Source organism: Herbaspirillum sp. Her2 (assembly GCF_057961375.1).
Map to the genome: position 1 here is coordinate 4,032,936 of NZ_CM176331.1, position 12,769 is coordinate 4,045,704.

The 12,769-nt window shown below is 63.9% G+C and carries 12 protein-coding genes; 2 read left to right on the top strand and 10 right to left on the bottom strand.

Annotated elements, in window-relative coordinates; genetic code table 11:
- Position 1 precedes the first annotated feature (1 nt).
- The 4 genes from ACWHXP_RS18340 to tyrS form a co-directional block, all read right to left on the bottom strand.
- A complete protein-coding gene (locus ACWHXP_RS18340; protein ID WP_489635346.1) occupies positions 2 to 646 on the bottom strand; it encodes a histidine phosphatase family protein in 645 nt (214 codons plus the stop codon).
- Between the two features lie 14 nt (positions 647 to 660).
- A complete protein-coding gene (locus ACWHXP_RS18345) occupies positions 661 to 1,308 on the bottom strand; it encodes a YbhB/YbcL family Raf kinase inhibitor-like protein (protein ID WP_489635345.1) in 648 nt (215 codons plus the stop codon).
- Positions 1,309 to 1,395: 87 nt separating this feature from the next.
- Positions 1,396 to 1,878, bottom strand: coding sequence for a D-aminoacyl-tRNA deacylase (gene dtd / locus ACWHXP_RS18350; RefSeq protein ID WP_134221212.1), 483 nt, complete (start codon positions 1,876 to 1,878; stop codon positions 1,396 to 1,398).
- Between the two features lie 12 nt (positions 1,879 to 1,890).
- On the bottom strand, positions 1,891 to 3,153 hold the full coding sequence (gene tyrS, locus ACWHXP_RS18355) for a tyrosine--tRNA ligase (RefSeq protein ID WP_489635344.1): 1,263 nt from the start codon (positions 3,151 to 3,153) through the stop codon (positions 1,891 to 1,893).
- A gap of 244 nt (positions 3,154 to 3,397) precedes the next feature.
- On the opposite strand from tyrS, the gene ACWHXP_RS18360 reads away from it, so the two are divergent.
- The gene (locus ACWHXP_RS18360; RefSeq protein WP_034341584.1) at positions 3,398 to 4,795 is read left to right on the top strand and encodes a M23 family metallopeptidase; all 1,398 of its coding nucleotides are present in this window, start codon (positions 3,398 to 3,400) and stop codon (positions 4,793 to 4,795) included.
- A gap of 80 nt (positions 4,796 to 4,875) precedes the next feature.
- Positions 4,876 to 5,994 (top strand): anhydro-N-acetylmuramic acid kinase, encoded by a 1,119-nt coding sequence (locus ACWHXP_RS18365; RefSeq protein ID WP_489635343.1) that lies wholly within the window; start codon positions 4,876 to 4,878, stop codon positions 5,992 to 5,994.
- A gap of 169 nt (positions 5,995 to 6,163) precedes the next feature.
- Here the strand turns inward: ACWHXP_RS18365 and ACWHXP_RS18370 are convergent, their stop codons facing one another.
- The 6 genes from ACWHXP_RS18370 to ACWHXP_RS18395 form a co-directional block, all read right to left on the bottom strand.
- Positions 6,164 to 6,634, bottom strand: a complete 471-nt coding sequence (locus ACWHXP_RS18370) for a glycine zipper 2TM domain-containing protein (protein ID WP_489635342.1) — start codon at positions 6,632 to 6,634, stop codon at positions 6,164 to 6,166.
- 135 nt (positions 6,635 to 6,769) lie between these two features.
- Positions 6,770 to 7,735, bottom strand: a complete 966-nt coding sequence (gene corA / locus ACWHXP_RS18375) for a magnesium/cobalt transporter CorA (protein WP_039789235.1) — start codon at positions 7,733 to 7,735, stop codon at positions 6,770 to 6,772.
- A gap of 197 nt (positions 7,736 to 7,932) precedes the next feature.
- Positions 7,933 to 8,640 (bottom strand): monofunctional biosynthetic peptidoglycan transglycosylase, encoded by a 708-nt coding sequence (gene mtgA, locus ACWHXP_RS18380; RefSeq protein ID WP_034341590.1) that lies wholly within the window; start codon positions 8,638 to 8,640, stop codon positions 7,933 to 7,935.
- Between the two features lie 157 nt (positions 8,641 to 8,797).
- Positions 8,798 to 9,613, bottom strand: a complete 816-nt coding sequence (gene aroE, locus ACWHXP_RS18385; RefSeq protein ID WP_134221209.1) for a shikimate dehydrogenase — start codon at positions 9,611 to 9,613, stop codon at positions 8,798 to 8,800.
- A gap of 80 nt (positions 9,614 to 9,693) precedes the next feature.
- Positions 9,694 to 10,575: a cell envelope integrity protein TolA gene (gene tolA, locus ACWHXP_RS18390; RefSeq protein WP_121042622.1), complete on the bottom strand. Its 882-nt coding sequence runs from the start codon at positions 10,573 to 10,575 to the stop codon at positions 9,694 to 9,696.
- Positions 10,576 to 10,630: 55 nt separating this feature from the next.
- Positions 10,631 to 12,763, bottom strand: a complete 2,133-nt coding sequence (locus ACWHXP_RS18395) for an RNB domain-containing ribonuclease (RefSeq protein ID WP_489624482.1) — start codon at positions 12,761 to 12,763, stop codon at positions 10,631 to 10,633.
- Between the last annotated feature and the right edge of the window lie 6 nt (positions 12,764 to 12,769).

Below are 12,769 nucleotides of genomic sequence, written 5' to 3' on the forward strand. Positions count from 1 at the left end.
ACTAGCGATCCACCTCATCCAGCGTCTCGCGCTGGAGATGCCCGATCTCGCCCCAGGAGCGGATGTGGGCACGTTCGCCATCCCAGTGCAGGCGATTGACGCTGGCGTTGAAGATGTCAAAGCTGCGTGGCTGGGCGAAGGAAGTCTGGCTGGCCCAGTGATGTACGCACTCCAGCACGCCGCCATGGGTGACGATGGCCACCTTGCGATAGCTGCCCGAAGCCAGCACGCGCTGCACGGCCGCCACCGAACGTTCATAGAATTCGCGCATGGTCTCGGCGATGCGCTCGCCGGCGGGATAGCGGAAGTCCGGCTCGCGCGCCTTCCACTGGCGATACGCCTCCGGATAGCGCGCTTCGATCTCGGTATGGCGCAAGCCCTCGAAGCCGCCGTAGCAGCGCTCGCGCAAGCCCGCATCGATCTGCACCGCCAATCCCGCTGGCCCGGCCACGGCCTGGGCCGTATCGCGCGCACGCTGCAGGTCGCTGGCGAAAACGGCATCGATGCCCTCCCCCGCCAGCGCCTCGCCCAGCGCCAGGACCTGGCGCTGGCCGGCTTCATTCAAGCCGATGTCGATATGCCCTTGCAGGCGCTTGTCCACGTTCCAGTCGGTTTCGCCGTGGCGGATCAGCAGGATGTCGGTCATGCAGTGCAGTCAGGTCAGCTACGCGGTACCGCGTTAGGGTTGAGGGTGTAGAGGCCGGTGAGGGACGCCTGATCCAGCACATGGTCGCGCAGCGCAGTGACCACCACCGAACCTTCCAGGTTGCCGACCACGGGCAGCTGTTCCACGTCCAGCGCGTACAGCGTGAAGATGTAGCGGTGCACCAGCGCATCGTTCCACGGCGGGCAGGGGCCGTCATAGCCGAAGTAGTCGCCGCGCATGTCGCCGTCACCGGCGAACCAGCCGGTGTAATCGTTGATACCCTGGCGCGCGCCCGGCATCACATCGCCCAGCACCGCCGGTCCCGGCTTGCCGCGCGCGGTCACGCCGTTGCTGAACTGGCCGGCCTTGATTTCGCTCACGCCCGCCGGAATGTCCACCAGCGTCCAGTGATAGAAATCCACACGCGGCAGCTCCAGCGGCACGGTCTTGCCTTCCTGGTTCACATCATCGCCGCGCGAAGGCACGTCGGGATCATGCACCACCAGCGCCAGCGACCTGGTGCCAGCCGGCAGATCGCTCCAGGCGAAGTGCGGATTGCGATTGGCAGAGAGCGCCACGTGCGTCTTGGGATCCATCACCGCAAAGGCGAATTCGCCCGGGATGTTGGCACCGTCCTTGAAAGAATCGCTCCAGAATTTCATATCACCTCCTAAAAGTAAGGCCACATGCAACACGCATTACGAATCCATTTGGGGACGCGCCGCCCGGCTTCAATGCCGGGCTCGGTTTTATTCAGTAACGTTCATATCGGCAGCCGGCGCCTTGGGCTTGACCTGCAGCCAGAAGGTCACCGGACCGTCGTTGGTGAGCGACACCTTCATATCGGCTCCGAAGCGCCCCGTTCCTACCCTTTCCTCGCCATGGCGCGCACGCGCCTGGGCCACGAAATGGTCGAACAGTTGCCGTCCCAGTTCCGGTGCTGCCGCCGGCGTGAAGGACGGGCGCGTGCCTGAATTGGTATCGGCCGCCAGCGTGAATTGCGGGATCAGCAGCAAGCCCCCTTGCACGTCGGCAACGCTGCGATTCATCTTGCCGGCCTCGTCGCTGAAGACGCGATAGGCCAGCAGCTTCTTCAAGAGGGCGTCGGCTTCGGCAGGGGTGTCATGGCGCTCGGCGCAGACCAGCACCATGAGCCCGGTGCCAATGCTGCCCAGCGTCTGGCCATCCACCACCACCGAGGCCTGGCTGGCCCGCTGCAAGAGAGCGATCATGCGCGTTCCAGCTTACGCCAGGGTGACGCGGGCAAACTTGCGCTTGCCCACTTGCACCACGCACTGGCCGGCCTCGACCTTCAGACCCTTGTCGCTGATGACGGTACCGTCGATGCGCACACCGCCCTGCTCGACCATGCGCAGCGCTTCCGAAGTGGAGGCGCACAGGTTGGCCTGCTTGAGCAGCTGGCCGATGCCCAGCGGCGCGCCCGACAGCGAGACTTCCGGGATATCGTCCGGGATGCCGCCCTTGGAGCGGTTCACGAAGTCGGCCAGCGCATCTTCCGCGGCCTGCTGCGAGTGGAAGCGGGCGACGATTTCCTGGGCCAGCGCCACCTTGATGTCGCGCGGGTTCTTGCCGGCCTCGACCTCGGCCTTGTAGCCGGCGATCTCGGCCATCGAACGGAACGACAGCAGGTCGTAGTAGCGCCACATCATCACGTCGGAAATGCTCATCACCTTGGCGAACATGGTGTTGGCCGGCTCGGTGATGCCGATGTAATTGCCCTTGGACTTGGACATCTTTTCCACGCCGTCCAGGCCTTCCAGCAGCGGCATGGTCAGGATGCACTGCGGCTCCTGGCCGAAATCCTTCTGCAGTTCGCGGCCCACCAGCAGGTTGAATTTCTGGTCGGTGCCGCCCAGCTCCAGGTCCGACTTCAGGGCCACGGAGTCATAACCCTGCATCAACGGGTAGAGGAATTCATGCACCGAAATCGGCGTGCCTTCCTTGAAGCGCTTGGTGAAGTCATCGCGCTCCATCATGCGCGCCACCGTGTAGCGCGAGGCCAGCTGGATCATGCCGCGGCTGCCCAGGGCATCGCACCATTCGGAGTTGTAGCGGATCTCGGTCTTGGACGGATCCAGCACCAGGCTGGCCTGGGCGAAATAGGTCTTGGCGTTGATCTCGATCTGCTCGCGCGACAGCGGCGGGCGCGTCGCATTGCGGCCGGACGGGTCGCCGATCATCGAGGTGAAATCGCCGATCAGGAAGATCACCTGATGGCCCAGGTTCTGCAGCTGGCGCATCTTGTTCAGGACCACGGTGTGGCCCAGGTGCAGGTCGGGCGCGGTCGGGTCCAGGCCCAGCTTGATGCGCAGCGGCTGGCCGCTTTGCTCGGCGCGCGCCAGCTTTTGCGCGAATTCGCTTTCGATGAGCAGCTCATCGATGCCGCGCTTGGTGATGGCCAGCGCTTCCTGCACCTTGTCGGTGAGAGGCAGGCGGGAAGGAGCTGCTTGGGCAGAGGCGGCGGAGGTGGACTGGTCGGCGTTCATCGATATAACTAAAAAATTGGCTTTTGTAGGACAGGACCGCTAAATCGTGTTGCTATAATTCCGACTTTCGTTTTTTCTGCCCAGCGCCAGGACGCGGCCTCAGAAGCTCAGCAGCAGGAAAACGTTCTCGACCCGTAGGCGATGTTACGCGGGCGCAACACGGCGGGGGGACAGGAAACGCCGCATTGCAGCCATCACCCGCCATCCGCCACGGAAACGTCAGATTTTAACGTATTCGGTTTGCATGTTCCCACAAGATAAACTCAAGCACGTCTCGTCCCTGTGCTTCTCCGCGTTGCAGTCCTGCCACCACAAAGTCGCCGCTTCCTCGCCCAAGACCCGCATCATCGGCGCCAGCGCCCTGTTCCTGGCTGCCTTCACCATCGGTGCCGCCGGCTTCGCCCCGGCCGAGCCGGACCTGCGCGATGCCCCGGTGAACCCGATTTCCAAGGAACTGGCCCTGCCCGACCTGCAACAGCAGATCAGTGCACTGGAAGAGCGTTCGCAGTATTACGTCAACGAAGAGAAGGTCCGCAGCGGCGACACCCTGGCCACCCTGCTCAACCGCCTCGGTGTGGATGACGATGAGGCCACCGCCTTCATCAAGTCCGATACCCTGGCGCGCACCGTGATGCAGTTGCGCGCCGGCAAGCGCGTCGTGGCCCAGACCGATGACAACGGCGAGCTCATCAAGCTCTCCGCCACCCTCGACGACGGCAGCGACACGCCCAAGAACCTGGTGATCGCGCGCCATGACGGCAAGCTCACCGCCGAAGCCCAGCCCGCCGTGCTGGAGCGCCGCGTGGAAATGCGTGCCGGCACCATCTTCTCCTCGCTCTTCGCCGCCACCGACAACGCGCAGATCCCCGATGCGGTCGCCATGCAGCTGGTGGACATGTTCGCCACCAACATCAACTTCGCCTCCGACCTGCGCCGTGGCGACCGTTTCAACGTGGTCTACGAGACCTTCTACCAGAATGGCGACCTGGTGCGCACCGGCCGCGTGCTGGCCGGTGAATTCGACAATGCCGGCAACCGCTACCAGGCCGTGTGGTTCAGCGACCCGGCCAGCAAGACCGGCGGTGGCGGCTATTACGCCTTCGATGGCAAGTCGCTCAAGAAGGCGTTCCTGAAGTCGCCCCTGGCCTTCACCCGTATCTCTTCCGGTTTCTCGATGCGCCTGCACCCGATCCTGGGTCAGTGGAAGCAGCATACCGGCGTGGACTTCGCCGCACCGACCGGCACGCCCATCCATGCGGCCGCCGATGGCGTAGTCGATTTCGTGGGCCAGCAGAATGGCTACGGCAACATCGTCGTCATCAAGCACTGGAGCGGCTACTCCACCGCCTACGGCCACATGAGCCGCTTCGCGCCCAACATCAAGAAGGGCATGAAGGTCAGCCAGAATGACGTGATCGGTTTCGTCGGCATGACCGGCTGGGCCACCGGCCCGCACCTGCACTACGAGTTCCGCGTCAACAACCAGCCGCGCAATCCGCTGTCGGTGGAGGTGCCCAACAACCAGGCCCTGACCGGCCCGCAGTTGCAGCGCTTCCGCACCGTGGCCGCCGACATGCAGCATCGCATGGCCATGCTGCGCGTACCGGGTGCGCCCGATGTGAAGCTGGCGGCAGCCAAGTAAGAGACGGCTGTCCGAACTCCCCGACCAGGGCGGCGCTGTAGAATCAGCGGCCGCCCTTTTCTTTTTACGAGCTGCCTGCCATGAACGATTCTCCCTTTTTGACCATCGGCCTGATGTCCGGCACCAGTCTTGACGGCGTCGACGGCGTCCTGGCCGCCTTCGATGGCCAGACGATCACCGCCACGCTGGCGGCGGCTTACGTGCCCTTCCCCGCCCATCTGCGCGCGGACCTGATGGCCCTGCAGGCCGCCGGGCCCAACGAGATCGAACGCGAAGCCCTGGCCGCCAATGCGCTGGCCGTGCATTACGCCGACTGCGTGGCGCAACTGCTGCTGCAGGCCGGCAAGACGGCGGCCGACGTGCACCTGGTGGGCGTGCATGGACAGACCATCCGCCATCGTCCCGAACTCGGTTTCACGCGTCAGACCAATAACCCGGCGCTGCTGGCCGAACTGTGCAACATCGATGTGGTGGCCGACTTCCGCAGCCGCGACGTCGCCGCAGGTGGCCAGGGCGCACCGCTGGTGCCGGCCTTCCATCGCGCCATCTTCGGCGATGCGGCGCAGTCGCGGGTGGTCGTCAATATCGGCGGCATCGCCAACATCAGCATCCTGCCGGCGGGGGAAGACGGCGCTTACGGCTTCGATACCGGCCCCGGCAATGCGCTCATGGATGGCTGGATTCATCTGCACCAGCAGCGCGCCTATGATGCCAACGGCGAATGGGGTGCCTCGGGACAAGTGCATGCGGGACTGCTGGCGCAATTGCGCGATGAACCCTTCTTCCGCTTGCCGCCGCCCAAGAGTTCGGGACGCGACCTGTTCCATCTCGACTGGCTGCAGGCGGCCCTGCTGCGCACGGGCGCTGCAATCGCCCCGGAAGATGTGCAGGCCACGTTGACGCTGCTCACGGCCAGCACCATTGCCGACGCCATCGCCGCGCACGCACCCACGGCGCAGCAGGTCTATGTATGCGGAGGCGGCGCCGAGAATGCCTTCCTGATGCGGCTGTTGCAGCAGCAACTGGACAGCCGCGCAACCGTGCAGTCGACGGCCGCTCTGGGCGTGGCTGCGCAGCATGTGGAGGCGCTGGCCTTCGCTTGGCTGGCGCGGCGCTTTGATCTGCGGCTGCCGGGCAACCTGCCGGCGGTGACCGGGGCACGCGGCTTGCGGGTGCTCGGCGCGTTGTACCCGGCCTGAGGTCCGATCGCAGAAACGAAAAAGCCGTCCGGTGCATGGCACGGACGGCTTTCTCTTTAGCGCTTCATGATGTTTGGCGCCTGTTTCAATACCGAACGGGTCGGTATCAAAATGAATTCAACAATCAGTAATATCAGTAATGGCGCTTGATGACGCTTGCTGACGGCGATCAATAACGGCTGATGCGGCCATTATCCAGTCGCACGCGGTCCCCCACGCGGAAATCGGTATTGTCTTCCTGCGCGAAGGTCTGCAAGGAGCCATCGCTCATGCGCACGCGGATGTTGTAGACCTGGCGACCGGCAGAGTTATTGCGCTCGACCTGGTTACCGGCATAGGCACCACCGGCGGCACCCGCGACCGTCGCCAGCACGCGGCCGGTGCCGCCGCCGACGGCATTACCCAGCAGGCCACCGGCCACGCCACCCATGACCGCACCGGCCACGCCACTGCTTTCCTTGTGAGTCACTTCAATGGCTTCCACCACGCCGGTACCGGAATAGGACGCCACGCGTTCATAGTTCTGCGAGGTCGGTGCCGCGCCATAGGGAGCCTGCTGCGGACTCGCGCAGCCAATCAGCAAACCGGCAAAGCTGGCGCTGATCACGGCCAGCGAGATGTAGTGATGACGGACGGACATGGTGTTCTCCTCTGCACGAATGCACGAATGCGATGGACGATGTTCGCAGTGTGCCGCGCAGCCTGCGTGCGCGGCATCGGAGAAGCCCGGCAATGCTTGTCGGAGAAATGAGGACGTCGCCGTCAGCAGACAGTCTCAGTTGAGCCAGCCGCGCCGACGGAAATACCAGAACGGCGCGATGGCCGATCCGACCATCATCAGGATGGCCAGCGGATAACCCACCACCCAATCCAGTTCCGGCATGACCTTGAAGTTCATGCCGTAGATGCTGGCGATCAGCGTCGGCGGCAGGAAAGCGACGGAGGCCACCGAGAAGATCTTGATGATCTTGTTCTGGTTGATGTTGATGAAGCCGACGGTGGCATCCATCAGGAAGTTGATCTTGTCGAAGAGGAAGGCGGTGTGGCCATCCAGGGATTCGATGTCGCGCAGGATCTGGCGCGCATCCTCGAACTGCTCCGAACTGAGCAGACGTCCGCGCATCAGGAAGCTGACCGCGCGGCGCGTATCCATCATGTTGCGGCGGATGCGGCCGTTCAAGTCTTCTTCGTGGGCGATGGTGTTGAGCACTTCGGCGGCGGCCTGGTCGGAGAGGCTTTTCTTGAGCACGCTGGTGCTCACCGCTTCGAGCTTCTGGTAGATGCCTTCGAGGGCATCGGCCGAATATTCGGCATCGGTCTCGTAGAGGTCCAGCAGCACGTCGCGGTAGTCGCCGATGGAACCGGGCCGCGAGCGCGCACGCATGCGCACCAGGCGGAACACCGGCAGGTCTTCCGCATGCACCGAGAACAGGATGTTGCGTGCCAGGATGAAGGCCACCGTCATGGTGGAGGAAGAATCGTCGTCGCCTTCGAAGAGGAAGTCGGTGCGCAGGTGCAGGTCGCCGTTCTCGGCTTCGAAGTAACGAGCCGAGGCTTCGATGTCGCTGAATTCGTCCTCGTCGGGCAGGGTCACGCCGTAGATGCTCTTGACCCAGGCGCGCTCTTCGTCATTCGGTTCGGTCAGGTCCACCCAGACCGGCGCGGCCTGTTCGAGGTCGGTGCGGCTGTCGATGTTGACCTGGCTCAGCCGTCCGTTTTGCAACACGAATACATTGATCATGGGTTCTCGCTCGGTGGAACGCGGGGGGAAGAGTCCCGGGTGAAATGCGGCAGCCCGTGGCGACAGGCGCGAAACGTGCGCAAGTGTACGTTCAAGCCCCGTGCCAGGCAAGCGCCAATGCGCCGCATGCCGCACGGCTGTGGCGAACGGAGTGCGCTGTCATACGGCGGTCATGTGGCTGCGGCAGCAGCGCAGGATTACTTGTGCGTGGGCGGCAGCGTGGCTGCGTTCATGCGGCGCAGGATCAGGCTGGTGCGCGCGGCCAGATAGCCGGAGCCGCGATTGCGATCGTAATAGCGCGGACGCGGCAGCATCACCGCCAGCCGTGCCGCCTGTTCCGCGCCGAGATTGGCGGCCGTGGTGCGGTAGTAATGCTGGGCTGCGGCCTCGGCACCGAAGACACCGTTGCCCCACTCCACCACGTTGAGGTAGAGCTCGAAGATGCGCTGCTTGTCGAGCAGGAATTCCAGCATGTAGGTGATGATGAATTCCTGGCCCTTGCGCAGGTAACTGCGCTCGCCCGATAGGAACAGGTTCTTGGCCAGCTGCTGGGTGATGGTGGAACCGCCGGCCACCACCTTGCCCTTCTTCTCGTTCTTTTCGTAGGCCTTCTGCAGGGCCTCCCAGTCGATGCCGTCATGCTCGGAGAAGTTGGAATCTTCCGAGGCGATGATGGCGCGCTTGAGATTGTTGGAGATGCGAGCGTAAGGCACCCAGCGGAATTGCAGCTGGGCATTCGGGTCCTTCTCGCGCAGGATCGACAACTGCTGGCGCATGAAACTGGTGGACTCCGGATTGTGATCCTTCCACCACCAGATCTGGACGAAGAAGTACAGCTGCAGCAGCAGTACCAGGGTGATGGGCAGGACGATGATCCAGAAGAGCAGCTTGCGTAGCGATTTCATGAGCCGGTTGTTGTTCTGTTGCCGTGTTCTGTCGATCCGGGAAATTCCGTCATGGTGCGATCCTGCAGAGGTGCACTCATGCACTCATACCGTCCTGCACTCCTGCGGTCCTCTACATCTGTGGAGGACTGCCGGCCTTTTGCTTGGTGCTTGGTGCTTATTGCGACAACTGCTGGCGCAGGCTGGCAAACACCTCGGCGGTGGCGGGCCGCACGCCGCGCCACAGCTGGAAGGCTTCGGCGGCCTGCTCGACCAGCATGCCCAGGCCATCGCGCACGCTGGCCCCGTGTTGCTGGGCGCTCTGCATGAAGACCGTGGGCTGGCGGCCATACATCATGTCGTAGGCCAGGGTCTCGCTGCCATACACCGATACCGGCAGCGGCGGCAGATCGTCCGACAGGCTGGCCGAGGTAGCGTTGATGATGACATCGAACACGCCCTCCAGTTCGGCATAGGCCGCACTGCGTACCGGGCCGAATTCCCGGAACTGGCGCGCCAGTTCATCGGCCTTGGCTTGCGTGCGGTTGACGATCACCAGTTCGGCCGGCTGCTGTTGCAGCAGCGGCAGCAGCGCGCCACGCGAGGCACCGCCGGCGCCCAGCAACAGCACGCGACGGCCTGCCAGCGCCTGGCCGGCATTGACCATGATGTCGGTCACCAGGCCGGCACCATCCGTGTTGTCGCCGAGGATGCGGCCGCCTTCGAACTTGAGCGTATTGACCGCACCGGCCAGACGCGCGCGTTCGGTCAGTTGATCGGCCAGCGCATGCGCTTCCAGCTTGAAGGGAACGGTGACGTTGGCACCGCGTCCGCCGCGCCGCTGGAACACCTGCACCGCTGCCTTGAAACCGTGCAGCGGAACCAGCAGGCGATCGTAATGCAGCGACTGGCCGGTCTGGGCGGCGAACTGCGCATGGATCTCGGGCGACTTGCTGTGGGCAATCGGATTGCCGATGACGACGTATTCATCCATGGTGGTTTGCCTGCTCCCTCGTTATATGTTCTGACTGCTCTTTGCTGTTCTTGTATCGGACCGCTGCGCCGCTGGCGATATCAGCCGGCCCCCAGTTCTGCCTGCACGCCCTGGTCACGGGTGAAACGGAAGGTCACGATGACTTCCCACACATCATCCTTGCCGCTGGTGCGCATGTTCTCCGGAAAACGGCCGAACGGCACCGAGCGCCGCACGATGGCCACCGCCGCCTGGTCCAGCGCGGCATTGCCGGAACTGGTGCGCACCACCACGCCGCCATCGCGCTCGTAGATGCTGCCGTCCTGGAATACCGGGATCACCACCAGCAGTTCACCGTAGAGCTTCTTGCCGTCGCGGGTCGGGAAGTTCAGGGTGCCGACCTTTTCTATCTTGTCCTGCAGCGCCTTGAAGTACTGGGCATAACCGACTTCGCGGGTGCTTGGCGTGATCTGAGTCTTCTTGGGGCGCTTGTTGTATTGCGCGATGTCCTTGGCCAGTTCGGCTTCCATGCGCGCCATGGCCTTGGCGGTTTCGGTCAGGTCGCGCGCGTTGGGCTGCGGCGTCTCGGTCGGCTTCTGCTGCTCGGCGCTGGCCACGTGCTGGCGCGCCTCCTGCAACTGCGCCAGCATCTTGCGCTGCTGCTGTTCCAGTTCGGCCACCTTGCGCTGCGCGGCCTTGACGCTGTCACCGCTCTCCACGTGCTGCATGTCCGGCAGCGGCGATCTGGCGCGGCCGTCGTCGGCATTGCCGCCGCCATCCAGGTTGGCCTGCGCCAGCGCCTGGGCGTTGACAGGCTTCTTGTCATGCTTGGCGTTGACCAGGATGACTTCCAGTTCCGGATCGGACGGCTTGAAGCGGAAGGCGTCGGGCGCGGCGAAGTGCACGGCCAGCAGCAGGCCATGCACCAGCAGCGAGATTCCGAGCGCGACGCTCAGCAGACGATGTTGGGCAAACAGATTCACAGCAGACGGGGAGCAACGACGATATTCACAGCGCCAATTCTACGCCAGCACCGCGTCATTGCGCGGCTTGGGCCGACGGGTTTTCGTCGGCATCGGCGGCGTCGGGATGTGGCTCTTCCTGTGCATTTTCCTGTACGGAATCCTGTGCATCGTTCTGTACATTGTTCTGTACCGAATTTTGCTCGGCAGCGGCTTCCTCGCCCTGTTCTTCGCTGCCCATGGAGGCCATGCCTTCGAGCAACTCGTCATCGTCTTCACCGAGGTCGCTGGCCAGCGCCTGGGCCGCAGCGGCCGGCACTTCCAGCAGGCGCGCCTCCACGGTCAGGTCGACCTCGTCCCAGCGCAGCAGGTCCAGCTTGACCTGCAGGCCGCGCGCCAGTTGCGGCAGGCCCGGCATGCGCAGCACCAGCGGGATCTCGACCAGGCGCAGGATTTCATCCTTGAGCACCACCGCTTCCACGGTACGGGCGTTTTCCTGCGCCAGCCAGCGCAGGCACCAGTAGCGTTCCATGGTCGACTGGAAATCGGCATAGCCGGAGTAAGCCGCATCGAAGCCCGAGACGATGGCGAAGAGATCGGCATCGCGCGGCTTGAAGGGCGCCACCAGCGGGGCGGTCACGCCGTGCTCGATGCAGGCCAGGATCTGCCACTGGTTGACCAGGTCGGTATAGCGGCGCAGCGGCGAGGTGCTCCAGGCATATTGATCCACGCCCAGGCCCTGGTGAGGCGCGGCGTGAGTGACCATGCGCACCTGCATCTTGGCGGCCCAGCCGCCGGCCCCGCCGCCTTGCGCGCGGTAGATGCCCGGCACGCCGTGATCGGCCATGAGCTTGCCCCAGGTGCTGTTGGCAAAGATCATCAGCTCGGCCACGATCTTGTCCAGCGGCGCGCCACGGCGGCGGCGCACGATGCTCACCACATCGTTCTCGACATAGAAATTGAAGTCGACGCGATTGTTCTGTTCCGGGCGCAGGCCGAAACTCTCGCGCTTGGCCATGCGGCCCTGTTCCAGCAATTGCACCCACTGCCACAGGAGCGCGATCTCTTCCTTGTGCGGATACTCGCCGCGATTTTCGGCCAGGGCTTCCTCGGTGACCAGCTCGTCGAGGTCGTTGTGGCGCAGGTTGGCGGCGATCGGCACCAGCTCGGCGCGGGTCTCGGTGCCCAGCACTTCCCAGCTGGCCGCGTCCAGCGTGGCATACAGCGACAGCGCAGGACGGGCAGCGCCGGCATCCAAGGTATAGGTGGCCACCAGGTCGTCGGGCAGCATGGTGATCTTTTCGCCCGGCATGTAGACGGTGGACATGCGCGCACGCGCAATCGCATCGATGGCGTCGCCGCGCTTGATGGCCAGGCCCGGGGCTGCGATGTGGATACCCACGCGCAGCTTGCCGTCAGGCAGACGGGTGACCGACAGGGCATCATCGATCTCGGTGGTGGTCACGTCATCGATGGAGAAAGCCTGGACATCGGCCAGCGGCAGATCGGTAGCCGCCGGCGGGATATCGATGGCCGGGAAACCGGTGCCGCGCGGGAAGAATTCGTAGAGGAAACGCGCGTAATGCAGATCCTTGGGAGAGGCCACGCCACCGGCAGCCAGCATCAGGCGCTGCGGGGTAGTCTGCATTTCCTTGGCGGCGGCGTCCAGGGCCTTGAATTCGATGCCGTTCTTGTCCGGCTTGAAGAGCAGTTGCAGGGCGATGGGGCGGAAGGCTTCCGGCAGTTTGTGGGCCTTGAGTTCTTCCACATACACGGCCTGTGCGGCCAGTTGCTGCTTCTTCTTTTCCAGCCCGGCCAGGGCCGCCTGCAGCGAGGCTTGCGGTGCCGCCTTGTAGCGGCCACGGCCCTTCTTGTAGAAATAGATCGGTGCGCGATGCAGGCACAGCAGCAGACCGGCCGCTTCCGGGGGCAGCGGGGCGTGACCGAAATACTCGGCGGCCAGGTCGGTGAAGCCGAATTCTTCTTCGCCGGCCACTTCCCACAGGAAATCCAGGTCGACTTCATCAGCGATGGCCTGGGCCTGTTGCATCAGCTCCTGCGGCGCGGGGGCAGCGAATTGCAGCAGCGCATCGCGCGACTTGACCTTGGCGCGCTTGCCGGAGGCCATCTCGACCTGGTAGGACTCGCCCTGCTGGGTCATGATGGAGCCGGCCTTGAAATCGCCGGATTCTTCGAACAATAAATTCATCTGCTT